Source organism: Streptomyces sp. NPDC004788, assembly GCF_053601115.1.
The window spans coordinates 1-24715 of sequence record NZ_JBSGBF010000073.1; the positions used below are offsets into that span (position 1 = coordinate 1).

Annotated in this window: 19 protein-coding genes, 6 tRNA genes and 1 riboswitch; of the genes, 17 read left to right on the forward strand and 8 right to left on the reverse strand. The window is 72.5% G+C overall.

Annotated features, from left to right (window positions below; genetic code table 11):
• Positions 1-25 precede the first annotated feature (25 nt).
• Positions 26-99, reverse strand: a tRNA-Asp gene (locus tag ACWEJX_RS26960).
• A 102-nt stretch (positions 100-201) separates the two neighbouring features.
• Positions 202-4164, reverse strand: coding sequence for an ATP-dependent RNA helicase HrpA (gene hrpA, locus ACWEJX_RS26965; protein WP_451609997.1), 3963 nt, complete (start codon positions 4162-4164; stop codon positions 202-204).
• Positions 4165-4283: 119 nt separating this feature from the next.
• Here hrpA and ACWEJX_RS26970 point away from each other — a divergent pair, with 119 nt between their 5' ends.
• From ACWEJX_RS26970 to ACWEJX_RS26980, 3 genes are read left to right on the forward strand one after another with little or no spacing between them, the layout of a single operon-like run.
• A complete protein-coding gene (locus ACWEJX_RS26970; protein WP_451609998.1) occupies positions 4284-4646 on the forward strand; it encodes a hypothetical protein in 363 nt (120 codons plus the stop codon).
• Between the two features lie 56 nt (positions 4647-4702).
• Complete coding sequence (locus ACWEJX_RS26975; RefSeq protein ID WP_451609999.1) at positions 4703-5509, forward strand: DsbA family protein; 807 nt, start codon at positions 4703-4705, stop codon at positions 5507-5509.
• Positions 5506-6348 (forward strand): cytochrome c biogenesis CcdA family protein, encoded by an 843-nt coding sequence (locus tag ACWEJX_RS26980; RefSeq protein WP_451610000.1) that lies wholly within the window; start codon positions 5506-5508, stop codon positions 6346-6348. Before ACWEJX_RS26975 ends, ACWEJX_RS26980 begins: the two co-directional genes overlap by 4 nt.
• Positions 6349-6391: 43 nt before the next feature.
• Here the strand turns inward: ACWEJX_RS26980 and ACWEJX_RS26985 are convergent.
• The 3 genes from ACWEJX_RS26985 to ACWEJX_RS26995 all read right to left on the reverse strand — a co-directional run bounded on the left by ACWEJX_RS26985 (position 6392) and on the right by ACWEJX_RS26995 (position 6673).
• Positions 6392-6465: transfer RNA gene (locus tag ACWEJX_RS26985), tRNA-Phe, on the reverse strand.
• 22 nt (positions 6466-6487) lie between these two features.
• Positions 6488-6561, reverse strand: a tRNA-Asp gene (locus tag ACWEJX_RS26990).
• Between the two features lie 39 nt (positions 6562-6600).
• Positions 6601-6673, reverse strand: a tRNA-Glu gene (locus ACWEJX_RS26995).
• Between the two features lie 138 nt (positions 6674-6811).
• On the opposite strand from ACWEJX_RS26995, the gene ACWEJX_RS27000 reads away from it, so the two are divergent.
• The 14 genes from ACWEJX_RS27000 to ACWEJX_RS27065 all read left to right on the forward strand — a co-directional run bounded on the left by ACWEJX_RS27000 (position 6812) and on the right by ACWEJX_RS27065 (position 21018).
• Positions 6812-7168 (forward strand): metallopeptidase family protein, encoded by a 357-nt coding sequence (locus tag ACWEJX_RS27000; protein WP_403794795.1) that lies wholly within the window; start codon positions 6812-6814, stop codon positions 7166-7168.
• A 282-nt stretch (positions 7169-7450) separates the two neighbouring features.
• Positions 7451-7972 carry a hypothetical protein gene (locus ACWEJX_RS27005; protein ID WP_451610001.1) on the forward strand — a complete coding sequence of 174 codons (522 nt, stop codon included), beginning with the start codon at positions 7451-7453 and terminating at the stop codon, positions 7970-7972.
• A 208-nt stretch (positions 7973-8180) separates the two neighbouring features.
• Positions 8181-10493: a DEAD/DEAH box helicase gene (locus tag ACWEJX_RS27010; RefSeq protein WP_451610002.1), complete on the forward strand. Its 2313-nt coding sequence runs from the start codon at positions 8181-8183 to the stop codon at positions 10491-10493.
• Positions 10494-10675: 182 nt separating this feature from the next.
• Positions 10676-10751: transfer RNA gene (locus ACWEJX_RS27015), tRNA-Lys, on the forward strand.
• 88 nt (positions 10752-10839) lie between these two features.
• A complete protein-coding gene (locus ACWEJX_RS27020) occupies positions 10840-12432 on the forward strand; it encodes a DUF2079 domain-containing protein (protein WP_451610003.1) in 1593 nt (530 codons plus the stop codon).
• A 210-nt stretch (positions 12433-12642) separates the two neighbouring features.
• Complete coding sequence (locus ACWEJX_RS27025; RefSeq protein WP_451610004.1) at positions 12643-13137, forward strand: rhodanese-like domain-containing protein; 495 nt, start codon at positions 12643-12645, stop codon at positions 13135-13137.
• 86 nt (positions 13138-13223) lie between these two features.
• A tRNA-Met gene (locus ACWEJX_RS27030) sits at positions 13224-13297 on the forward strand.
• A 119-nt stretch (positions 13298-13416) separates the two neighbouring features.
• A complete protein-coding gene (locus ACWEJX_RS27035; protein WP_451610005.1) occupies positions 13417-14166 on the forward strand; it encodes a MerR family transcriptional regulator in 750 nt (249 codons plus the stop codon).
• A gap of 274 nt (positions 14167-14440) precedes the next feature.
• On the forward strand, positions 14441-14836 hold the full coding sequence (locus ACWEJX_RS27040) for a hypothetical protein (RefSeq protein ID WP_451610006.1): 396 nt from the start codon (positions 14441-14443) through the stop codon (positions 14834-14836).
• Positions 14837-14961: 125 nt separating this feature from the next.
• Positions 14962-15996: a PLP-dependent cysteine synthase family protein gene (locus ACWEJX_RS27045; protein ID WP_451610007.1), complete on the forward strand. Its 1035-nt coding sequence runs from the start codon at positions 14962-14964 to the stop codon at positions 15994-15996.
• On the forward strand, positions 15993-17243 hold the full coding sequence (locus ACWEJX_RS27050; protein ID WP_451610008.1) for an MFS transporter: 1251 nt from the start codon (positions 15993-15995) through the stop codon (positions 17241-17243). The genes ACWEJX_RS27045 and ACWEJX_RS27050 overlap by 4 nt, the downstream gene beginning before the upstream one ends.
• Positions 17244-17319: 76 nt before the next feature.
• Positions 17320-18504 (forward strand): PP2C family protein-serine/threonine phosphatase, encoded by a 1185-nt coding sequence (locus ACWEJX_RS27055; RefSeq protein ID WP_451610021.1) that lies wholly within the window; start codon positions 17320-17322, stop codon positions 18502-18504.
• A 222-nt stretch (positions 18505-18726) separates the two neighbouring features.
• A riboswitch (cyclic di-AMP (ydaO/yuaA leader) is annotated at positions 18727-18872 on the forward strand.
• Positions 18873-18884: 12 nt separating this feature from the next.
• Entirely contained in the window at positions 18885-19958 is a 1074-nt protein-coding gene (locus tag ACWEJX_RS27060) for a M23 family metallopeptidase (protein ID WP_451610009.1), read from the forward strand.
• Positions 19959-20070: 112 nt separating this feature from the next.
• Positions 20071-21018 carry an aldo/keto reductase gene (locus tag ACWEJX_RS27065; RefSeq protein WP_451610010.1) on the forward strand — a complete coding sequence of 316 codons (948 nt, stop codon included), beginning with the start codon at positions 20071-20073 and terminating at the stop codon, positions 21016-21018.
• Positions 21019-21051: 33 nt separating this feature from the next.
• On the opposite strand, the gene ACWEJX_RS27070 is transcribed toward ACWEJX_RS27065, so the two are convergent.
• The 3 genes from ACWEJX_RS27070 to lhgO all read right to left on the reverse strand — a co-directional run bounded on the left by ACWEJX_RS27070 (position 21052) and on the right by lhgO (position 24688).
• Positions 21052-22368 carry a PrsW family intramembrane metalloprotease gene (locus tag ACWEJX_RS27070; protein ID WP_451610022.1) on the reverse strand — a complete coding sequence of 439 codons (1317 nt, stop codon included), beginning with the start codon at positions 22366-22368 and terminating at the stop codon, positions 21052-21054.
• Positions 22369-22538: 170 nt separating this feature from the next.
• Positions 22539-23258: a tRNA (guanosine(46)-N7)-methyltransferase TrmB gene (trmB, locus tag ACWEJX_RS27075; protein WP_451610023.1), complete on the reverse strand. Its 720-nt coding sequence runs from the start codon at positions 23256-23258 to the stop codon at positions 22539-22541.
• Between the two features lie 230 nt (positions 23259-23488).
• On the reverse strand, positions 23489-24688 hold the full coding sequence (lhgO, locus tag ACWEJX_RS27080; RefSeq protein WP_451610011.1) for an L-2-hydroxyglutarate oxidase: 1200 nt from the start codon (positions 24686-24688) through the stop codon (positions 23489-23491).
• Positions 24689-24715: the final 27 nt, after the last annotated feature.

The following is a 24715-nucleotide window of genomic DNA, read 5'->3' on the forward strand; positions in this document are numbered from 1 at the left end:
AAACGGTGCGGGCCTTCTTCACTTGCGATCCTGACGGGACTTGAACCCGCGACCTCCACCTTGACAGGGTGGCGAGCTAACCAACTGCTCCACAGGACCATCGCGGCCACTCAGTGGTGGCTGCGAGGAAAAGAGTACAGCAGGTCAGGGGGTGCGGTCGAACCGGCGGGCGGACGCCCTGCGGCGACCGCCGGCACCGGCCTACGGAACCGCCGCGTCGATCGCCTTCACGATCCGCTTGTCCGACACCGGGTGGGCCGTCCCGAGGGCGTGCGCGAAGTAGCTCACCCGCAGCTCCTCGATCATCCAGCGGATGTCCGTGACGCTGGTCGGCACCGGCCGGCCCTTGGGGAGCTGTTCGAGCAGCCAGGCGTACTCGTCCAGCATCTCGTGGACCTTCTCCATCCGGGTGGTGTCCCGCTGCGCGCCCGTCGGCATCTGCTGCAGCCGCCGGTCCACCGCCACCAGGTAGCGCATGAGGTCCGGCAGCCGCTTCAGGCCCGTACGGGTCACGAAGCCGGCCGGCATCAGCCAGGAGAGCTGCTCGCGCACGTCCTGGAGGTTGCGGAGCAGGGCGGGGCTGTTCGTGGCCTTCAGGCGCCGCTCGCAGGCCTGCCAGGCCGCGAGGACCTGCTGCACCTGGCTCACCGTGCGGACGGTCAGCTCGACGAGGTCGGCGCGGACCTTGTCGTACAGCTTCCGGAAGGACTCCTCGTCCCAGGCCGGCCCGCCGTGGTCCGCGATCAGCCGGTCGGCGGCGGCGGTGGCGCAGTCGTCGAAGAGGGCCTGGATCGAGCCGTGCGGGTTCGCGGACAGGGCCAGCTTCTGCTGGTTGGTGAGCTTGTCGGAGGCGAACTTCGCCGGGTTCACCGGGATGTTCAGCATGATCAGCTTCCGGGTGCCCCGCCACATCGCGAGCGCCTGCTCCTCCTCGGTGTCGAAGAGGCGCACGGCCACGCTGTCGCCCTCGTCCACGAGCGCCGGGTAGGCCTTGACCGGCTGGCCGGCCCGCCGGGTCTCGAAGACCTTGGTGAGGGTCCCGATCGACCAGTCCTTGAGCCCGGTGCGCTCCAGGGACGGCCCGGAGCCGTCAGGGCCCGCCGTGGCCGCCTTGGCGGCCTGGGAGAGCGCCTGGCGGGCCTTGGGGCGCAGACGGAGCTTCAGCGCCTCCAGGTCCTTGTCCTCGGCCAGCTTGCGGCGCCGCTCGTCGACGATCCGGAAGGTGATCTTCAGGTGCTCAGGGACCTTCGCCCAGTCGAAGTCGTCCGCCGTGACCGGCACGCCGACCATCCGCTGCAGCTCGCGCGCGAGCGCGGTCGTCAGCGGCTCCTGCTGCGTCTGATCGCGGCCGGAGGCCGACGGCACGACCGCGTCCAGGAAGCGGGCGGCGAAGTTCGGCGCCGGCACGTAGTTGCGGCGGATCGGCTTCGGCAGCGAACGGATCAGCTCCGTCACCACCTCCTCGCGCAGACCCGGGATCTGCCACTCGAAGCCCTCGTCCGTGACCTGGTTGAGCACCTGCAGCGGGATGTGGACGGTCACGCCGTCCGCGTCCGCGCCCGGCTCGAACTGGTACGTCACGCGGAACTTCAGCGCGCCCTGCCGCCACGAGTCCGGGTAGTCGGCCTTGGTGACCGCCCCCGCCTTCTCGTTGATGAGCATCTCGCGCTCGAAGTCGAGGAACTCCGGCTCCTCGCGCCGCTTGTGCTTCCACCACGAGTCGAAGTGGGCGCCGGACACGACGTGTTCGGGGACCCGCTTGTCGTAGAAGTCGAAGAGCGTCTCGTCGTCGACCAGGATGTCCCGGCGCCGCGCCCGGTGCTCCAGCTCCTCGACCTCGGTGAGCAGCTTGCGGTTGTCGGCGAAGAACTTGTGGTGGGTGCGCCAGTCGCCCTCGACGAGCGCGTTGCGGATGAACAGGTCGCGGGAGACCTCGGGGTCGATCCGGCCGTAGTTCACCTTGCGGTCGGCGACGATCGGCACGCCGTACAGCGTCACCTTCTCGTACGCCATGACCGCCGCCAGGTCCTTCTCCCAGTGCGGCTCGCTGTAGGTCCGCTTCACCAGGTGCTCGGCCAGCGGCTCGACCCACTCGGGCTCGATCCGGGCGTTCACCCGCGCCCACAGGCGCGAGGTCTCCACCAGCTCGGCGGACATCAGCATGCGCGGGGGCTTCTTGAAGAGCGCCGAGCCCGGGAAGACCGCGAACTTGGCGCTGCGCGCGCCCAGGTACTCGTTCTTCGCGCCGTCCTTGACGTCCTTCAGGCCGATGTGGCTGAGCAGACCGGCCAGCAGCGACACGTGGACGGACTGCTCGGGGGCGTCCTCCTCGTTGAGGTGGATGCCCATCTGCTTGGCGACCGTGCGCAGCTGCGAGTAGATGTCCTGCCACTCGCGGATGCGCAGGAAGTTCAGGTACTCCTGCTTGCACATCCGGCGGAAGGAGCTGGAGCCCCGCTCCTTCTGCTGCTCGCGGACGTACCGCCAGAGGTTGAGGTAGGCGAGGAAGTCGCTCGTCTCGTCCTTGAAGCGGGCGTGCTGCTGGTCGGCCTGCGCCTGCTTCTCGGCCGGCCGCTCGCGCGGGTCCTGGATCGACAGCGCCGCCGCGATCACCATGACCTCGCGGGCACAGCCGTTCTTGTCGGCCTCCAGGACCATCCGGGCCAGCCGCGGGTCGACCGGCAGCTGCGACAGCTTGCGGCCGGTCTCCGTGAGCCGCTTGCGCGGGTCCTTCTGCGCCGGGTCGAGCGCGTGCAGCTCCTGGAGCAGCTGGACGCCGTCCCGGATGTTGCGGTGGTCAGGAGCGTCGATGAACGGGAACTTCTCGATGTCGCCGAGGCCGGCCGCGGTCATCTGGAGGATGACGGAGGCCAGGTTCGTACGGAGGATCTCCGCGTCCGTGAACTCGGGCCGGGTGAGGAAGTCGTCCTCGGAGTAGAGCCGGATGCAGATGCCGTCCGACGTACGGCCGCAGCGGCCCTTGCGCTGGTTGGCGCTGGCCTGGCTGATCGGCTCGATCGGCAGCCGCTGCACCTTGGTGCGGTGCGAGTAGCGGGAGATGCGGGCGGTGCCCGGGTCGATCACGTACTTGATGCCGGGGACGGTGAGGGAGGTCTCGGCGACGTTCGTGGCCAGGACGATCCGGCGGCCGGAGTGCGCCTGGAAGACGCGGTGCTGCTCGGCGTGCGACAGCCGCGCGTACAGCGGCAGGATCTCCGTGTTGAAGAGTTTCTTCTTGATCAGGGCGTCCGCGGTGTCGCGGATCTCGCGCTCGCCGGAGAGGAAGACCAGGATGTCGCCCGGGCCCTCCTTCTGCAGCTCGTCGACGGCGTCGCAGATCGCGGTGATCTGGTCGCGGTCGGCCTCGTCGCCGTCCTCCTCCAGGAGGGGCCGGTAGCGGACCTCCACGGGGTAGGTGCGTCCGCTGACCTCGACGATCGGGGCGTCGCCGAAGTGGCGGGAGAAGCGCTCCGGGTCGATGGTCGCCGAGGTGATGACGACCTTGAGGTCGGGGCGCTTCGGCAGCAGCTGGGCCAGATAGCCGAGCAGGAAGTCGATGTTGAGGGACCGCTCGTGAGCCTCGTCGATGATGATCGTGTCGTACGCGCGCAGCTCGCGGTCCGTCTGGATCTCGGCGAGCAGGATGCCGTCCGTCATCAGCTTGACGAAGGTCGCGTCCTGGTTCACCTGGTCGGTGAACCGGACCTTCCAGCCGACCGCCTCGCCCAGCGGGGTCCTCAGCTCCTCCGCCACGCGCTCGGCGACCGTGCGGGCGGCGATCCGGCGGGGCTGGGTGTGCCCGATCATGCCCCGGACGCCCCGGCCCAGCTCCAGGCAGATCTTCGGGATCTGCGTCGTCTTGCCGGAACCCGTCTCACCGGCGACGATCACGACCTGGTGGTCGCGTATCGCCTCGGCGATCTCGTCCTTCTTCTGGGAGACGGGCAGCTGCTCGGGGTACGTGACGGGCGGCACGAGGGCCGCGCGGGCCTCGACGCGCTCCTTGGCCTTGCCGGCCTCGGCGGCGATCTCGTCCAGTACGGCCGCGCGGGCCTCGGGCTTGCGGATGCGGCGGGCGCCTTCGAGACGGCGGCCGAGCCGGTGGGAGTCCCGCAGCGAGACCTCGGCCAGGACGGACTGGAGGGCGGCGAAGGAAGTAGACATACGGGATCCAGGATCGCACCTGCGGCCGAGAAGCGGCGAACCGATTTACGAGTGGGTTCCGGGGGTGGCCCGGCACCGCTGCGTAATATTTCGGGCACGCCCTCCCGAAAGGTTTCCTCATGTCCCGCACCCCGGTCCTGCGCGCGCTGGCGGCGTTCGCCGCGCTGGCGGGGCTGGTGTTGGGGCTCGCGGTGTGCGGGGCGGTCGCGGCGGCGGAGCCCGTACGGCAGGTGATCACCGCCTCCGTCGGGCCGGCCGGTCCCGGCTGCGGCCAGAGCCACGGCGACGACGAGGGGGCCCGGGCCCCCGCCGTACCGCCGCGCGCGCACGGCTTCGGCGAGCTGCTGCCCGTACTCGCGGCGGAGCGGACGCCGTGCGGGGGCTGGGGCGCGGACCAGGACGCGGTGGACGTACGGGCGGGGCGGGCGCCGCCGGAGCTCGCGGCGCCGTCACCGGTGGAGCTGTCGATCCTGCGGGTCTAGACGGGCGTTCCTGCACGCCGTCCGTCCCATTCCTCCCGTTTCAGGAGCGCTTCGCCATGCCCAAGTCCAAGCCCGTCGTGATCATCAGCGGTGTCGTGCTGGCCGCCACGCTGCTCGGCCTCGCCTCGTACGCCGCCACCTCGCCGTCCTCGCCGTCCGTGTCCTCCGGCCCGGGCGCCGTCGCCGAGGTCTCCGCCGACCCGTCCGCCGGCGTCTACCCCGAGCTGGAGGCGTACGCCCGCCGGGACCCCTCCGACAAGCTCGCCCTCGGCCGCGCCGACGCGCCCGTCGTGCTGATCGAGTACGCCGACTTCAAGTGCGGCTACTGCGGCAAGTTCGCCCGGGACACCGAGCCCGAGCTGGTGCGTAGGTACGTGGACACCGGCGTCCTGCGCATCGAGTGGCGGAACTTCCCGATCTTCGGCGAGGAGTCGGAGGCCGCCGCCCGCGCCTCCTGGGCGGCCGGGCGGCAGGGCCGGTTCTGGGAGTTCCACAAGGCGGCCTACGCCCACGGCTCCAAGGAGAAGGGCTTCGGCGAGGAGCGGCTGACCGCCCTGGCGAAGGAGGCCGGCGTCACCGACCTGGCCGCCTTCGCGAAGGACGCGGACAGCGCGGCGGCCCGGGCGGCGGTGAGCAAGGACCAGGAGCAGGGCTACTCGCTCGGCGCCACCTCGACCCCGTCCTTCCTCGTCAACGGGCGCCCGATCGCGGGTGCCCAGCCGACGGAGACGTTCACGGCGGTCATCGAGGCGGCCGCGAAGACGGCGAAGACGGCGAAGGCCGAGAAGACGGCGGGGGCAGCAGGGGCAGCGGGGGCGGCGGGGGCGGCTCCGGAGGGCAAGCAGCCGGGGGCCGGCCGATGACCTCCGGCATCGGCTACTTCGCCGCCTTCCTGGGCGGACTGCTCGCCCTCCTCAGCCCGTGCAGCGCCCTGCTGCTCCCGGCCTTCTTCGCCTACTCGATCGACACCCGCGCCAAGCTGGTCGCCCGCACCGGGATCTTCTACGCGGGCCTCGCCACCACCCTCGTCCCGCTCGGCGCCGCCGGCTCCTTCGCCGGGCGGCTCTTCTACGGGCACCGGGACCTCCTGGTGACGGCCGGCGGCTGGCTGATCGTGGTCCTCGGCGTGCTGCAGATCCTCGGCCTCGGCTTCGCCTCCCGCCGGATCGCCGAGGCGAGCGGCCGGATCCGCCCCACGACCGCGTTCTCCGTCTACGCCCTCGGTCTCGTCTACGGCCTCGCCGGCTTCTGCGCCGGCCCCATCCTGGGCAGCGTCCTGACGGTCGCCGCCCTCAGCGGCGGCCCGGTCTACGGCGGCCTGCTCCTCGCCGTGTACGCGCTCGGCATGGCCGTCCCGCTGTTCCTGCTCGCGCTGCTCTGGGAGCGCTACGACCTGGGCCGGCGCCGCTGGCTGCGGGGCCGGCCGCTCCGTGTCGGCCGCGCAGCCGGGCGGTCCGTCGAGGTCCATTCCACCTCGCTGCTCTCGGGCCTCTTCTTCATCGCCCTCGGCACGCTCTTCCTCGTCTTCGACGGCACGACGGCCCTGCCCGGCCTGCTCTCCGTCGACGACTCCTTCGCCGTGGAGGAGCGCGTCGGCGCCCTCGGCCGCGCCGTCCCGGACTGGGCGCTGCTCGTCGGCGTGGTCGCGGTGGTGGCGGTGGCGCTCGCGTGGCGCGGCCGGCGGGGGAAGGAACGGACCTAGGAACGACGAAGGCCCCGTTCTTTCGAACGGGGCCTTCTGATTGTGGCTGGGGCCGGGGTCGAACCGGCGACCTATCGCTTTTCAGGCGATCGCTCGTACCAACTGAGCTACCCAGCCACGAGACCGTTTCCGGCCTCAGCGATCCTGACGGGACTTGAACCCGCGACCTCCACCTTGACAGGGTGGCGAGCTAACCAACTGCTCCACAGGACCATCTGTTGTGCGAGAACCAGTCTCGCACAGGGTTGTGCGTGCCCCCAACGGGATTCGAACCCGTGCTACCGCCTTGAAAGGGCGGCGTCCTGGGCCACTAGACGATGAGGGCTAACGGCCCCACCTGGGCGCTTCTCAGCGCGTCGGGGACGTGAGAAGCATATGGGATGCGGGGCGGTATCGCCAAAACGGTTTCCGGGGAGGGGTGAACGGAAGGGGCCCGGAGGGGGCCGGGAGGGAGAATGGGCCCGTGCTGGAGATGACGCGCGAGGAGTTCGAGGAGCTTGTCGCCGAAGCCCTGGACCGCATCCCGCCGGAGCTGACGCGGCTGATGGACAACGTCGCCGTGTTCGTCGAGGACGAGCCGGCGCCCGAGACCGGCGACCCGGAACTGCTCGGGCTCTACGAGGGGACGCCGCTGACCGACCGCGGCGAGTGGTACGCCGGGGTGCTGCCGGACCGGATCACGATCTACCGGGGGCCGACGCTGCGGATGTGCGAGTCGCGCGAGGACGTGGTCGCGGAGACCGAGATCACCGTCGTGCACGAGATCGCCCACCACTTCGGCATCGACGACGCGCGGCTGCACGCACTCGGCTACGGGTGACGGTTACGGGTGACGGTCGCGGGCGTCGGTTACGGGGCACGGTCGCGGGTGCCGGCCACGGGACACGGTCGCGGGTGCCGGTCACGGGTCGCGGTCACGGCCGAGCGGGGTCGGGGCGTGTCCCCCGGTGCACCAAGGGAGTTGGGCAGGGCGACGCGTTCCTTCCCTGCCTGAAACACCCCGAGTGTCCTGGAGGTGCCCTCCGTGCGCCATTTGCCCACCCCTGTGAGATGGGCCGCCACCGCGTTGGCGGTCGCCGCCTGCGCGGGCCTGAGCGGCTGTATGAGTGTCGGCGAGGACGGCGCGAAGCCGGCGCCCAGCACCTCCGCGGGGAAGCGGGGCGAGGCGGCGGCCGGTTCGGGGGCGGACGGCGGCTATGCCGGGGCCCACGGCGGTGGCGGCTTCGACCGTACGGGGCGGAGCGGGCCGGGCCCGGACGGCGAGGGCAAGGACAAGCCCGTACCGAGCGGGTCGCCGTCCGCCTCGGCCAAGCCGGACGGCAGCGGCGGCCCGGTCGGTCCCGGCGGGGCGCCGAAGCCGCAGCCGTCGGCCGATCCCGGCGGCGCCGCGGGCGGCACCGGCGGGGCGCCGGGCGGACAGACCACGCCGCCGCCGGTGGACCCGGAGCCGTCGCCGACCCAGGAGTCGCCGACGCCGACGCAGGATCCGACGCCCGAGCCGACGGTCACCGAGACGCCGACGACGACGCCGGGCGCCGACACCCACATGGGTGCCATGCGGGCGGCGGACGGTCCGGGAGGGGCGCGGGAGCCGGAGGCTTCGCCGCAGGCCGGGCCGATGTGACGCAGCTCTCGCCGCTCGGTTTGCCTTGAGTGGGGGAGAGTGCGTATGGTGGTAGATCGTTTGATCCCATTTGCCCGGCGCCACGACCGAAGAGCGCCGTGACTGGCGCGTACTCTCCCTTGCCGTGGCTGACCGCATCGAGGCGGTCTTGTGCGAAACACGGAGTTGACGGGCGCGTGCCGAGACTCCGGAAGGTTTCGCATTTCGCATGTCCATTTTCAGTTCTGATCACGCCGTCCTGCCCGAGAACGACGAGACCGACGCGGTCGCCGAGACGGCCGAGGCCGTAGCGGCCGCCGACACCGCCGTCGAGGCCGACACCGCCGTCGAGACCGTCGAGATCGACGCCGAGGCCGACCTCGACGCCGACGCCGAGGCCGAGGACGAGACCCCGTCGATCACCTTCGGCGACCTGGGCCTCCCCGAGGGCGTCGTGCGCAAGCTCGCCCAGAACGGTGTGACCACCCCCTTCCCGATCCAGGCCGCGACCATCCCGGACGCCCTGGCCGGCAAGGACATCCTCGGCCGCGGCCGTACCGGCTCCGGCAAGACCCTCTCCTTCGGCCTCCCGCTGCTCGCCACGCTGGCCGGCGGCCAGACCGAGAAGAAGAAGCCGCGCGGTGTCATCCTCACCCCGACCCGCGAGCTCGCGATGCAGGTCGCGGACGCCCTCCAGCCGTACGGCGACGTGCTCGGCCTCAAGATGAAGGTCGTCTGCGGCGGTACGTCCATGGGCAACCAGATCTACGCCCTGGAGCGCGGCGTCGACATCCTCGTCGCCACCCCGGGCCGACTGCGCGACATCATCAACCGCGGCGCCTGCTCCCTGGAGCAGGTCCAGGTCGCCGTCCTCGACGAGGCCGACCAGATGGCCGACCTGGGCTTCCTGCCCGAGGTCACCGAGCTGCTCGACCAGGTCCCGACCGGCGGCCAGCGCCTTCTCTTCTCCGCCACGCTGGAGAACGAGATCGACACCCTCGTGAAGCGCTACCTGGTCGACCCGGTCACCCACGAGGTCGACCCGTCCGCCGGCGCCGTCACGACGATGACCCACCACGTCCTGGTCGTGAAGCCGAAGGACAAGGCCCCGGTCACCGCCGCCATCGCCGCCCGCAAGGGCCGCACCATCATCTTCGTCCGCACCCAGCTGGGCGCCGACCGCGTCGCCGAGCAGCTGCGCGAGTCCGGCGTGAAGGCCGACGCGCTGCACGGCGGCATGACCCAGGGCGCGCGCACCCGCACCCTGGCCGACTTCAAGGACGGTTACGTCAACGTCCTCGTCGCCACCGACGTCGCCGCGCGCGGTATCCACGTGGACGGCATCGACCTGGTCCTGAACGTGGACCCGGCCGGCGACCACAAGGACTACCTGCACCGCTCGGGCCGCACCGCCCGCGCCGGCCGCTCCGGTGTCGTGGTCTCCCTGGCCCTGCCGCACCAGCGCCGCCAGATCTTCCGCCTGATGGAGGACGCGGGCGTGGACGCCTCGCGCCACATCGTCGGCGGCGCCGGCGCCTTCGACCCCGAGGTCGCCGAGATCACCGGCGCCCGTTCGCTGACCGAGGTCCAGGCCGACTCCGCGAACAACTCCGCCAAGCAGGCCGAGCGCGAGGTCGCCGACCTCACCCGCCAGCTGGAGCGCCTGCAGCGCCGCGCCGTCGAGCTCCGCGAGGAGGCCGACCGCCTCGTCGCCCGCGCCGCCCGCGAGCGCGGCGAGGACCCGGAAGCCGCCGTCGCGGAGGCCGCCCAGGCCGCCGAGGCCGAGCTGGCCGCCGCCGCTGCCGCCGCGGAGGCCCAGGCCCGCCGCGACGCCGAGCGCCGCGAGGCCCGCCGCGAGCGCGACGACCGCGACAACGACCGTGGCGGCTTCCGCCGCGACAACGACCGCGGTGGCTTCCGTCGCGACGACCGCCGTGACGACCGCCCGTCGTTCAACCGCGACCGTCGTGACAACGACCGCCCGTCGTTCAACCGCGACCGTGACAACGACCGTGGCGGCTTCCGCCGGGACGACCGTCGTGACAACGACCGCGGTGGCTTCCGTCGTGACAACGACCGTCGTGACAACGACCGTCCGTCGTTCAACCGGGACCGTGACAACGACCGTGGCGGCTTCCGTCGCGACGACCGTCGTGACAACGACCGCGGTGGCTTCCGTCGTGACAACGACCGTCGTGACAACGACCGTCCGTCGTTCAACCGCGACCGTGACAACGACCGTGGCGGCTTCCGCCGTGACGACCGCCGTGACAACGACCGTCCGTCGTTCAACCGCGACCGTGACAACGACCGCGGTGGCTTCCGTCGCGACGACCGCCCCGCCGGCGGCCACCGCGGCAGCGACCGCCCGTTCAACCGCGACCGCCGCGACGACCGCCCGTTCAACCGGGACCGCCGCGACGACCGCCCGGGCTTCCGCCGCGACAACGACCGCCCGTCGTTCAACCGCGACGACCACCGTCGCGACGACCGCGGTGGCTTCCGCCGCGACGACAAGCCGCGCTGGAAGCGCAACGGCTGACGCGCCGTGAGGCCGTAGACCGGTAGCTCGTCAACAGGGCCCCTGACCGCACGACAGTGCAGGCAGGGGCCCTGTGGCATGCGGTACGCGTACGGAATCACCGCACGACCGGGGTGGCACGGCCAATACCCGATCGGTTCCGAGGAGGTCTCGGGCTATGCTGCTCGGGTGTGCTTGTCCACGGGCCGTTAGCTCAATTGGCAGAGCAGTGGACTTTTAATCCATTGGTTGTGGGTTCGAGTCCCACACGGCCTACCAGGAAGCGCCCCGTCCGGTTTCGACCGGGCGGGGCGTTTTTCGTGGAGCGGGTGGCAGGTGGGGGGTCGGGGCGCATAGCGTCCTGGGCATGACGACGCGAGCCGGGGCCGTGCAGGATCAGGTCGTCGTCGTTCCCCGGCAGCGGCGGAGAAGCGGGTGGGCGGGCGCCGCACGGGGGCGGGGGCTCGCTTCGGCGGTGCTGTGCTTCGTCGTGTGCTGCGGGCTCGGGCTGCAGTCATGGGCGGCGCTGCGGGTGACCGGATTCGATCTGGGGATTTTCGACCAGGCGGTGCGGGCGTACGCGCAGTTCGCGCCGCCGAGGTCGGCGATAAAGAGCGTCCACCATGAATTCCCCCCGGATTTCACACTCCTGGGCGACCACTTCACGCCACTCCTGGCGCTGCTCGCGCCCCTCTACTGGCTGTGGGACGACCCGCGCACGCTGATCCTCGCGCAGGCCGCGCTGTTCGCCGCCGGCGTGCCCGTGATGCGCCGCATCGCCCGCCACTGCTTCCCCGACCGCGCGGTCGTGGCCGACGTCGCCGGGCTCGTGTACGCGATCGGCTGGCCGCTGCTCGACTCCGCGTACACCGGCTTCCACGAGGTCGCCTTCGCCGTCCCGCTCACGCTCCTGATGCTGGAACGCGGCATGGCCCGCCGCTACGGCACGGCGGCGCTGTGGGCGGCCCTGCTGTGCCTGGTGAAGGAGGACATGGGCCTGGTGGCCGGGGCGTTCGGGCTGCTGCTCCTCGTCCGCGCCCGCCGCGAGCCGTCGGCGCGGGACCGGCGCGCCGGGCGGGTCGCGGGGCTCGGGCTGCTCCTCGGCGGGCCGCTGGTCGTCGCGCTCGTGGTCGGCTGGTTCCTGCCCGCGATGGGCAGCCCGCCCGGCTACTACTGGAGTTACGGGCGGATCGGCGCCGACGGCGGCGCGGCCCTGGCCCGGGTGCTCACCGAGCCGTGGGTGGTGCCGTGGGTCGCCGTCACGCCGCCGGTCAAACTCGTCCTGCTGCTGTGGGTGCTCGGCACCCTCGCGTTCCTGCCGCTCGGCTCGGCGACCACGCTGCTCGCACTCCCGCTGCTCGCCGAACGGCTGCTCTCCGACAACGGCAACCACTGGACGGTCGTCAACCACTACGACGCCTTCCTGTGGCCGATCCTGCTCACGGCCGCCCTGGAGACCCTCGCCCGCCTCCGCGGGCCGTACCGGAAGCGGCTGGGCGTCGCCGCGCTCGCGCTCAGCACCGGCGCCGCCGTCTTCCTCGGCCTCGGGCTGCTCGTCAACCCGGGCTCGTGGCAGCCCCGCCCCGACAAGCGCGCCCTCGCCCACGCCGCCGAACTCATCCCTGACGGCGCCACCGTGGAGGCCGACAACGCCGTGGCCCCGCGGCTGACCCGCCGTACCTCCGTCGTCCTCGCCGACGGGACCCCGCGAGGCGCGGACTGGGTGCTGCTCGGCGTGCACGGCCGGACCTTCCCCTTCCACTCGGTGGAGGAGCAGCAGGCACGGGTCCGGATGCTCCTCGACCACGGGTACGTGGAGGTGTGGCACCGGGACGGGGCGGTGCTGCTGCGCCGTGCCGAGACCCGGCCGATCCCCGGCATGCGGGTGCCGGGCCCGGACAGCACACCGGTCCGCGAGCGGGTGCCGGCCGACGTCGGGCACAACCCCTTCGGGCGGTGAGGCGCGACGCCGGCCCGCACGCTCCCAGCGGACGCCGAGCGCCGCCAGCCGCTCCCCGTCCGCCACGATGTCGATCTCGTAATGTGACGCGTTCCGGTGCGTGAGATTCGCGGCGATCGACGACCGACGCCCGGGAATCCCCGGCAGAACCCCCCGAGCACCGTGGATCACCCCTTCAGCGCGGTGATCATCATCTCTAGATTGATCACCATGACGACGACAACGAACCAGGTCAACGCCGTTCTCCGCACTCCGCCGGCCTCCCCGGCCGCCGCTGCCGCCTACTTCTCGGCCAGCCTCGCCTTCCACGCCGACGTCTCCGACGTCGCCTCCGCGCTCGCGGCCGCCGCCGACGGCGGAGCCGACCCCGGCTTCGTCGTGCTCGACTCCCGCAGCACCGCCTCCTGGGACCAGGGCCACGTCCCCGGCGCCGTCCACCTGCCGACCGCGCTCATCCCCGAGCAGGCCGAGCAGCTCCTCGACAAGAACGTCCCGGTCGTCACCTACTGCTGGGGCCCCGGCTGCAACGGCGCCACGCGCGCCGCGCTCGCCCTCGCCGAGCTGGGCTTCCAGGTGAAGGAGATGCTGGGCGGCTTCGAGTACTGGGTGCGCGAGGGCTTCGCGTACGAGACCTGGGAGGGGCCCGCGCAGAAGGCCGCCGACCCGCTGACGGCCCCGGTCGACGCGGACGACTGCGGCTGCTGAGCCGGCCCGCACGGACCCCGCGCGGATCCCGCACGGAAATGGATTTCCGAGCATGGGCATCCATGCCGTAAGGTGGTGTTCACCGACGCGGGGTGGAGCAGCTCGGTAGCTCGCTGGGCTCATAACCCAGAGGTCGCAGGTTCAAATCCTGTCCCCGCTACTCAGTAGCACGAAGGCCCGGATCCGATGAGGATCCGGGCCTTCGTCGTATTCCGCGATGTGCGCCCCTGCCGCGTCTCGCTTGACCTTGACGCAACGTCAAGATCTAGCGTTCCCGTCATGGAGTGGTCGATCCAGGAGATCGCCAGAAAGGCCGGCACCACCAGCCGCACCCTTCGCCACTACGGCGAGTTCGGGCTGCTGGAGCCGAGCCGGATCGGCGCGAACGGTTACCGGTACTACGACCAGGCGGCGCTCGTCCGGCTGCAGCGGATCCTGCTGCTGCGCGAGCTCGGGCTCTCCCTGCCCGCCATCGCCGAGGTCCTCGAAGGCCAGCGGGACACCTCGGCCGCCCTGCGCACGCATCTGGCCCTCCTGGAACAGGAGCGCGAGCGCATCGGGCGGCAGATCGAGGCCGTGCGCACCACTCTCCACAAGACCGAGACGGGAGAGGAACTGATGGCGGAGGAGATGTTCGACGGCTTCGACCACACGCGGTACGAGGCCGAGGTCACCGAGCGCTGGGGCCGCGAGGCCTACCAGAAGGGCGACCGCTGGTGGCGCTCGCTCAGCGAGGCGGAGAAGAAGGCGTTCCAGGACGAGCAGGCCGGCATCGCCCGTGACTTCGGCGCCGCGGCCCGGGCGGGCCTCGCGCCCGACAGCGACGAGGTGCAGGCGATCGCGCGGCGGCAGTACGACTGGCTGTCGGCGGCGCCGACCGGGCCCGCGCCGACGAAGGAGTACGTGATCGGGCTCGGCCGGATGTACGTGGACGACCCGCGCTTCACGAAGAACTACGACAAGCACGGGGAGGGCACGGCGGTGCTCGTACGCGACGCGATGACCGTGTTCGCGGAGCGGAACCTGTAGGGGTCGGGATCCCGGATCCGAGGTCCGGGATCCAGGGCCTTGGATCCAACATCCCGGATCCAAGGTCCGGCATCCAAGGTCCCGGATCCGAGAACCCGGATCCCGGATCCAAGATCTCGGATCCAAGATCTCGGATCCAAGATCCAAGATCCAGGATCCGAGAACCGAGAACCGGGATCCCGGATCCTGGATCCGGGACGTCGGACGAACGGTGGCCAAAACCGCGCCTGTCCTTTTGCGCGGCCCCCTCGCGCCCCGTAACCTCACGCGCACCATGAGTGACCACAGCGTGACCCGATTGCGCAGGGCAGGACGGCGGGCGCCCGCCGTCCTGCTCCTGTTCGCGCTCGTCGCGCTCATCGCCGGGGTCTGCCACGGCGCCCACGGCCACGCCCTGCCCCTCGCCACCGGAACCACCGGCACCAGCCTCACCGCGCCGCTTCCGGCGCACGGCTGCGAGCGGCACGGCGAGGGCTGGTCGTTCGACGCGCAACTGCCCGCGCAGGCCACGGGGACGCAGTTCTCCGCGCCCGGCGCCGGCGGCGCCGTCCTCGTCCCGCACGACGAGGTCTTCCCCGAGCACCCGCACGCGCGCTGCGTCCGCAGCAGGGCGGGACCCGGCCCGGAGCCGGGCAGTCTCCTCGTCGCCCTCGGAGTGAACCGGAACTGAGCCGGGTCACGTACGCCGCCGCGTACGCGCACACGACCCCGGCTCCTTCCGTATGCCCGCACGCTGCGAGCACGTCTCGCACACCGCGTACGCGGGCGCACTCACTCCAAGGGACGCGACCCCCCATGACACACCCCGCCAACCTCCTCTCCGTCGTCGAGCAGACCGTCGGCAACACCCCCGTGCTGTGGATGGACGACGGCTACTGGGCCAAGCTCGAAGGCTTCAACTTCGGCGGCATCAAGGACCGCGCCGCGCTCCACATGGTCGAGCAGGCCCGCCGCCGCGGTGAGCTGCGGCCCGGCGCCCCGATCGTCGAGTCCACCTCCGGCACCCTGGGCCTGGGCCTGGCGCTCGCCGGGATCCTGCACGGGCATCCGGTGCACGTCGTCACCGACCCCGGTCTGGAGCCGATCGTCGAGCGGATGCTCGTCGCGCACGGCGCCCGGGTCCACGTCGTCCCGGAGCCGTCGCCGACCGGCGGCTGGCAGCAGGCCCGGATGGACCGAGTCGCGGAGCTGCTGCTCGCCCTCCCCGGGGCGTGGTGGCCGAACCAGTACGGGAACCCCGACAACCAGCAGGCGTACGGCGGGCTCGCCGCCGAGCTGTCCGAGCAGCTGGACCGGATCGACGTGCTGGTCTGCGCGGTCGGCACCGGCGGCCACTCGGCCGGCGTCTCCCGCGCGCTGCGCGCCACCAGCAGCCCCGCGCTCGAACTCGTCGGGGTCGACTCGGTCGACTCCACCGTCTTCGGCCTGCCGGCCGGCCCGCGCCTGATGCGCGGCCTCGGCTCCTCCATCCACCCGGCCAACGTCGACCACGCCGCCTTCGACGAGGTCCACTGGGTGGCGCCGGCGGATGCGGTACGGGCCGCGCGCCGGCTCGCCGCCCGGCAGTTCGCGACCGGCGGCTGGAGCGTGGGCGCGGTCGCGCTGGTCGCGGGCTGGCTGGCCCGGACCCGGCCGCGCGGCACCCGGATCGCGGCCGTCTTCCCCGACGGGCCGCAGCGCTACTTCGACACCGTCTTCAACGACGAGTACTGCGCGGCGCACGGGCTGCTCGACGGTCCCGTACGGGAGGAGCCGGAGGCGTACGCGGAGGGCGAGCCGGTCACCGGCTGGACCCGCCGGGTGCTGACGCGCGAGGAGCCGGTCCGTTGAGCACGACCACCCTGGGGCGCCGGGCCGGGATCTGGAGGCAGAGCCGCAGCTTCGACCCGGCCGTGCGGCTGCTCTTCCTCAACCAGCTCACCATCAACCTCGGCTTCTACATGCTGATGCCGTATCTGGCGGCCCATCTCGCCGACGGCCTCGGCATGGCGGCCTGGGCGGTCGGGCTCGTGCTCGGCGCGCGGAACCTGTCGCAGCAGGGCATGTTCCTGGTCGGCGGCGCGCTCGCCGACCGGCTCGGCTTCAAGCCGCTGATCGTCGCCGGGTGCGCGCTGCGGACGGTCGGCTTCGGGGCGCTCGCGTTCGCGCAGTCGCTGCCGTGGCTGATCGCCGCCTCGCTCGCGACGGGCCTGGCGGGCGCGCTGTTCAACCCGGCCGTGCGGGCGTATCTGGCGGCGGAGGCGGGCGAGGAGCGGCGCGTGCAGGCGTTCGCGCTGTTCAACGCGTACTACCAGGCGGGCATCCTGTTCGGGCCGCTCGTCGGGGTGGCGCTGACCGGGGTGTCGTTCCGGCTGACGTGCGTGGTGGCGGCGGTGCTGTTCGCCGGCCTCACCCTCGTACAGCTGCGGCATCTTCCCGTACGGCGCAAGGCCGTGGAGCCGGCCCTGGAGGGGGAGGCGCGGGGGCAGTTCCGGTCGGTGCTCGGGAACCGCACCTTCTGGCTGTTCTCGCTGGCGATGACCGGCTCGTACGTGCTGTCGTTCCAGGTCTATCTGGCGCTGCCGCTCGCGGCGGACGGCACGGCGGCGACCACGGCCCTGTTCGTGGTGTCGGCGCTGGTCGCGCTGGCCGGACAGCTGCGGATCACCGCCTGGTGCAAGGCGCGGCTCTCGCGCGAGCGGTGCCTGGTGCTCGGGCTGGCGCTGATGGGGGCGGCGTTCCTGGTGCCGGCGACGCTCGGGCGCCCGGTGCCGGCGCTGCTGCTGTGCGCGGCGGTCCTGGCGGTGGCGAACGCGGTGCTCTACCCGTACGAGATGGACACCGTCGTCGCCCTGTCCCGGGGGCGCTGGGTGGCCACCCACTACGGGCTCTACAACACCGTGTGCGGGGTCGGCATCACGCTGGGGAACCTCGGTACGGGCGCCCTGCTCGACGTGACGGGCTGGTCGGCGGCGCCCTGGCTGGTGCTGTGCGCGGTCGGGCTCGGGTGCGCGGCGGCCATGGCGGCGCTCGCGCGGAGCGGACGGCTCGCCGTAAGCCAACCGGCCGAGGAGGAGTCGCCGAGCCGCGCGGGGTGACCGCACCCTGGGGAGGGCGCGGTTCCGTCCGCCGCCCGGGACCGGGACCAGGGAGCACAGGGTGGCGCGAGCGGCGGTGCGGCGCGGGCGGGCGGAGGCCCCCAGGGGCGACCCCGACGCGTACCGGGGCGCCCGGCGCTTCCTCCGTGCGCTGCCGCCGCTGCTGATCGTGGGCGGGGTGCTCTACGACCTGGCGACCCCGCCCACCTTCACGGCGGCGCCGCTGTACTCGGCGGCGCCGCTGATCGCCGCGCCCTTCTTCTCGACCCTGACGACGCTGCTCACCGGCATCGCCGCCGTGCTCGCGAGCATCGGCCTGCACTTCTACAACGGGACCGCCGACACGATCCCCTCGCTCACGGAGACGCTGACCGTGGTGACGGTCGCGGCGCTCGGCCTGCTGATCAACCGGGTGGTGCGGCGCAGCGGCGAACGGCTCGCCTCGGCGCGGGAGATCGCGGAGACCGCGCAGAAGGCGGTGCTTCCGGCGCCCGCCGAGCGGATCGGCGGGCTGCGGATCGCGGCCCGGTACGAGGCGGCGCGGGCGGACGCGTTCATCGGCGGCGACCTCTTCGCGGTGCAGGACACCCCGCACGGGGTACGGCTCGTGGTCGGCGACGTGCGCGGCAAGGGGCTCGACGCGGTGGAGGCCGTCGCGGTCGTCATCGGTGCCTTCCGGGAGGCGGCCGAACAGGAGTCGAGCCTGGAGGGGGTCGCGGCGCGGCTCGAACGGGCGCTGGCCCGGGAGGGCATGCGGCGGGAGGGCCTCGACGCCGTCGAGGGGTTCACGACGGCGGTCCTGGCCGAGGTCCCGCGTTCGCCGCGGGGCGGGGAGAGGATCGTACGGGTGGTGAACCGCGGCCATCCCGAGCCGCTTCTGCTGTACGAGGACGGGGGCGTGACGCCGCTGCGGCCGAGCGAGGCGGCGCTGCCGCTGGGGATGGGGGACCTCGGGATGTGGCCGGACCGGGCCGACGAGTCGCCGTTCCCGCTGGGCGCGACGCTGCTGTTCTACACGGACGGCCTGTCGGAGGCGCGGGACGCGGCCGGGGTCTTCTACGACCCGGGGGCGCGGCTCGCGGGGCGGATCTTCCCGGGGCCGGAGGAGCTGCTCGACGCGCTGGTGGCGGACGTGCGCCGGCACACGGGCGGGGGTTCGACGGACGACATGGCGCTGCTCGCGGTGAGCCGGCCGGCGGTGGGGCAGCCGGAGCGGCGGCGGACGATGCCGGTGGTGCCGCCGGCGGGGCCCCGCTCATGACGCGGTCGCCACGGGGTGTAGTCGACGGGTCTCCCTCCGATAACAATTGACGTAACGTCAGATGTGCAGGGTGATCCCGGTCGCTTCTGAACGGGGCTCAACTCGGGCGATTCCCTCCCAATTCAGCGAATGATCAAGGGGGACGGCTTGGAATCGGGTGCCCGTGTCTATTAACGTTCGATAACGCAGCGCGGTCGTCCCAGCCGTCGCAAGAGGCGGCACCGTGCGCACGCGCCGAATCCCGCAAGGGAACCGGGGAACCACCACTTGGGGTGAATCGGGCCCCGCCGCACCCGTGCGGCACGTCCGTAGGAGACCTTCCTGCTCCGAACCCGTCAGCTAACCCGGTAGGCGAGAAGGAAGGAAAGGAGAGCGCCTCCGTGGCCTCCAACACCCCCGCTCCGCATACCCCCTTCGCCTCCTACGACGCCCCCGGCGCGGGCGGCACGGACGGGGCGGCCGAGGAGTGGAACCCCACCGAGGACTCCCTGCGCGCCCAGAGCCGTTCCGGCGGGCGCCACCGCGTGGTCAAGCAGCGCTCCAACTTCGCCCGCTCCTCCACCGTTCTCGGCGTCGGCGTCATCGCCGCCGTCGGCGCCGGTGGCCTGGCCACCGCCCAGCAGAAGCCGCCGGTCTCGATCGCCCTGCCGGACCTGCCGGACGTCGACCTGCCCGACGCGAGCGAACTCCCGGGCGTCGGCGAGCTGATCGGCCACGACGACCACGCCGACTCCGCCGGCAACGGCAACACCCAGCCGCTCACCGCCCTCACCTACACCACCGCCGAGGACGAGACCGCAGGCGGCACGACGCAGACGTCGGCCGACGCCGGCGAGGCCCTGCGCGCCCGCATCCTCCAGCAGGCCGAGCAGCAGCAGGCCGCCGCCGACGCCGCCGAGAAGGCGACGGCAGAGAAGGCAGCCGCCGAGAAGGCGGCAGCGGAGGCCGCGGCCAAGGCCGACGCGGCGGAGAAGGCGGCCGCCGAGGCGAAGAAGCAGGCGGAGGAGGAGGCCGCGGCGAAGGCCGAGGCCGAGCGCCTGGCCAAGCTCGCCGCCAGCTACTCCCTGCCGACCTCCTCGTACACGATCACCTCCACCTACGGCGAGGCCGGCTCGATGTGGTCGTCCGGCTACCACACCGGCCTGGACTTCGCGGCTCCCACCGGCACCCCGGTCAAGGCAGTCCACAGCGGCACCGTGAAGTCGGCCGGCTGGTCCGGCTCCTACGGCTACCGGATCGTCCTGGAGCTGGAGGACGGCACCGAGGTCTGGTACTGCCACCTCTCCTCCATGACGGTCGCCGTCGGCCAGTCCGTCTCCACCGCCGACACCATCGGCCGTGTCGGCGCCACCGGCAACGTCACCGGCCCCCACCTCCACCTGGAGATCCACACCGCCTCCGGCGACCGCATGGACCCGGGCGCCTGGCTGCGCTCCAAGGGCCTCGACTACTGAGCCGGTCCTTCAGGACCGGCCGGTGTGGAGAGCCGGCCGGCGTTCAGGACCGGCCGGCGTTCAGGGCCGGCCGGCCGGAATAGGCCCGGTGGGGCGGGGGGTTGATCAGCTCATGACCTCTCTTCGCCAGCTGGGCACTTCCGACCTGCACGTCTTCCCGCTCGCCCTCGGCGGCAACGTCTTCGGCTGGAGCGCCGACGAGGCGCAGTCCTTCGCCGTCCTCGACGCCTACGCCGCCGCCGGCGGCAACTTCGTCGACACCGCCGACGTCTACTCGGAGTGGGTCCCGGGCCACGAGGGCGGCGAGTCCGAGACGCTCATCGGCCGCTGGCTCGCCTCCCGTGGCAACCGCTCCGACATCCTCGTCGCCACCAAGGTCGGCGCCCACTCCCGCTTCAAGGGCCTGAGCGCCCCCACCATCAAGGCCGGTGCCGAGGAGTCGCTGCGCCGCCTCGGCACCGACTACATCGACCTCTACTACACGCACTTCGACGACGAGTCCGTGCCGGTCGAGGAGATCGTCACCGCCCTCGACCAGCTGGTGAAGGACGGCAAGGTGCGGGCCGTCGCCGCCTCCAACATCTCCCCGGAGCGGCTGCGCGCCTCCCTCGACTTCGCCGAACCCGAGGGCCTCGCCCGCTATGTCGCCCTTCAGCCGCACTACAACCTGGTCTCCCGCGAGACCTACGAGGGCCCGCTCCTGGAGACCGCCGAGCAGGCCGGGCTCGCGGCCGTCCCGTACTTCGGTCTCGCGGCCGGCTTCCTCACCGGCAAGTACCGCCCCGGTGTCGAGGTCTCCAGCGTCCGGGCCGCCGGCGCGGCCAAGCACCTGGACACCGAGCGCGGCCGGAAGGTGCTCGCCGCCCTCGACGCCGTCGCCGAGGCCCACGAGGCCGAGCTCGCCTCGGTCGCCCTCGCCTGGCTGGCCACCCGGCCGACCGTCGTCGCCCCGATCGCCTCGGCCCGCACGGTCGAGCAGCTCCCGGCGCTCGTCGCCGCCACCGAGCTGAAGCTGACGGACGCCGAGGTGGCCACCCTCACCGAGGCGTCCGCGCTGTAGGCGTCGGCTCCCCAGCTCCGGTACGTCGGCTCCCTAACTCCGGTACGGGTTGTAGCCGCCGTAGTCCAGGTACTGCGGCGGCGCCCACACCCGGCCGGTCGCCCGGGCCGCGTACGAGAGCGCGGGCGAGGCGACCGCACGGCGCTGCCACAGGTGGTGCAGCAACTCCTGCTCGCGGGCCGCGAAGTCCGGCACGGCCTGGCCGCGCCGGGCCCGGTACCGCAGGAACGCCAGGGTCGTCGCGAACGCCTCGTACTCGCCGACCGCCTGCCCGGCCTGCTTGCCCTGGCTGCGGGTGGCGAAGCCGCGGGCCATCGAGCGGGCCCGCATGGAGGAGAGCGCGAGCGGTTCGTCGGGGGCGAGCCAGCCGGCCGAGGCGTAGGCCGGCAGCTCGCCGGATATCGTGCGCAGCTCCTTCTGCCGGCTCCATATCGCGAGCCAGGTCAGCAGGGCGAAGACCGGGACCATGAACATCCCGTAGACCAGCACGAACGCCAGCGGGTGGAAGCTCGCCGAACCGTTCCACAGCGCGTGCATGCTCATGGCCAGGAGCAGTCCGGCCAGCGGCAGCAGCACCAGGCGGGTGCGGCGGGCCCGGGCGGTGGCCGGGACCAGGGCCGCGAAGCCGAGGCCGAGCCCGGTGAGCGAGGTGAACAGCGGGTGCGCGAACGGGGACATGATCACCCGGACGAAGAACGTGCCTATCGTGACCGAGCCGACCCCGGCGGAGCCGAACTCCTGGTCCTCGCCGAACGCGTTGCCGAGATAGAGGATGTTCTCGGTGAAGGCGAAGCCGGTGGCGGTGAACCCGGCGTAGACGAGGCCGTCGACCGGGCCCGTGAAGTCCCTGCGGCGGAAGAGGAAGAGCAGCAGCACGGCGGCGCCCTTCGCGGTCTCCTCCACGACAGGGGCGACGGCGGTCGCGCCGAGCTTGTCGGCCGACCCCGGGTCGGCGGTGGCGCTGCTGATCCACTCCACGGCGAAGGAGTTGGCGAAGATCGCCACCAGGGTGGAGGCGAACGCGCCCCACGCGAGCGCGAACAGCAGGTTCTTCCAGGGCGCCGGCTCGACCCGGTCGAGCCAGCGGAACGCGGACATGAGCAGCGGCACCGGCAGCACGGCGAGGCCGAGGCCGACGAGGAAGCCGGTGGTGCCGGTCTCCTCCCGCACCAGCGCGAGGATCACCAGGGCGCACAGCGCGAGCGCGGTGATCAGCGCGACGGCCCGGACCAGCCGGCTGCGCCAGAACGCCTTGCGCGGCTTGTAGCGCCACTTGGCGCGCTCCGGCACGGCGGCGAAGTCCGGCTGCTCACCGCTCTCCAGCGCGGGCACGGGAGCGGGGGCCGGCACGACCGCGGTGGCGGGTCCGGTGGCGGGTCCGATGATCGGGTTCGATGACACGGAACGACAGTAACCAGCGCCACCGACAGTGGGCGAGAGGGTTCTCGAAGCCTGTGGAAAACCGGACTTGGACCGGACCCGAACCGGCTCGGACCGGGCTCGGAACCCGGCCGGACCCGTCAGACCCTGTGGAAAAGCAGATCGTGGACGACGTGGCCCTTGTCCAGGCCCTGCCCCTCGAAGCGGGTCAGCGGCCGGAAGCCGGGCCTGGGCGCGTAACCGCCGTCGGCCTGGGTGTTCGCGAAGTCGGGGTGCGCGCCGAGCACCTCCAGCATCTGCTCCGCGTACGGCTCCCAGTCCGTGGCGCAGTGCAGCAGCCCGCCCTTCTTCAGCCGGGGGGCGAGCAGGGTGAGGAAGTCGGGCTGGATCAGCCGGCGCTTGTGGTGGCGCTTCTTCGGCCACGGGTCCGGGAAGTAGACCCGGCAGCCGGCGAGGGACTCCAGCGGCAGCATCTCGCGCAGCAGGATGATCGCGTCGCCGTTGGCGACCCGCACGTTGGTGAGCCCGCCGCGGTCGGCGAGTCCGAGCAGATTGCCCTGGCCGGGGGTGTGCACGTCCACGGCGAGGATGCCGGTGCCGGGGTCGGCGGCGGCCATCTGCGCGGTGGCCTCGCCCATGCCGAAGCCGATCTCCAGGACGACCGGAAGCCCGCCGAACATCTCGTCCAGGTCGAGCGTGCGCGAGCCGTCGATGTCGAGCCCCCAGTCCGGCCAGCGCTTCAGCATGGCCTCGGCCTGCCCGGCCGTGACACGGCTGCGGCGCGGCTGGAAGCTGCGGATCCGCCGCTCGAAGTGCGAGCCCGCCGGATCGGGCGCGGGCCCCTCACCCGGCGCGAACATCCGGCTGCCCCGGCGCGCGACGGGCTGCTCGACGGAGATGGTGTGGGTGTTCTCAGGCTGCTCAGACACAATGCCCCGATTCTACGGGGCCCCGTGCCGAACGTGTCGGGCCCGAGCGACCGGCGAGATCGACGAGGCCGGCCGGATACGGCCTACAGCTGGGCCCGGCGCCCGGCCGGCCACCTCGCGGCTGCGGCCGAGAGCTGGGCCCGCCACCTCGCAGCGGCGGCCTACAGCTGGGCCAGCGCCCGGCCCGCCACCTCGCGCCCGATCGGCAGCGAGGCCGTCGCCGCCGGCGAGGGCGCGTTGAGGACGTGCACCGTCCGCTCGGCCTCGCGGATCAGGAAGTCGTCGACGAGCGTCCCGTCCTTCAGCACCGCCTGCGCCCGCACGCCCGGCTTCGCCCGCCGCAGGTCGCGCTCCTCGACGAGCGGCAGCATCCGCCGCACCGCCTCGGTGAAGGCGCGCTTGGACAGCGAGCGGTGCAGCTCGCCCGCCCCGTACCGCCAGTGCTGCCGCGCTATCGCCCAGCTGCCGGGCCAGGCGAGGGTGTCCGCCAGGTCGCGCGGGCGGACGACCGACCAGCCGTATCCCTCGCGGGCGAGCGCCGGGACCGCGTTCGGCCCGACGTGCACGCCGCCGTCGATGCCCCGGGTGAGATGGACGCCGAGGAACGGGAAGGCCGGGTCCGGCACCGGATAGACCAGGCCGCGGACCAGGGACGGGTCGGCCAGCTCGTAGTACTCCCCCCGGAAGGGGACGATCCGCATCTCCGGGTCGTCGCCCGCGAGCCGGGCCACCCGGTCGCAGTGCAGCCCCGCGCAGTTAACCAGGACCCGCCCGCGCACCACGCGCCCGGCCGCCGTGCGCACCGCCACGCCCCAGGGGCGCCGGTCGATCGCGGTGACCGCCGAGCCGTACAGGATGGTCGCCCCGGACGCCTCGGCGAGCCTGGCCGCCACCTGCCCGTAGTCGACGATCCCGGTCGTGCCCACGTGGATCGCGGCCACGCCGCGCACCCGCGGCTCGTACTCGCTGATCTGCGCCGGGCCCAGCTCGCGCACCGGGATCCCGTTCTCCCTGCCGCGCTGCACGAGGGCGTGCAGCCGGGGCAGCTCCTCGCGCCCGGTCGCGACGATCAGCTTGCCCGTGACCTCGTGGGCGATGCCGTACTCCGCGCAGAACTTGACCATCTCGGCCGCGCCCTCGACCGCGAAGCGGGCCTTGAGGGAGCCCGGCTTGTAGTAGATCCCGCTATGGATCACGCCGCTGTTCCGCCCGGTCTGGTGGCGCGCCGGGGCGTGCTCCTTCTCCAGGACCGTGACCCGGGTGCCCGGCGCGGCACGCGTGATCGCGTACGCCGTCGACAGCCCGACGATTCCGCCGCCGATCACGAGCACGTCACAGTCAAAGCGGTCCGACACGGACACCAGCGCCACCTCCCACCCCTGATAGTG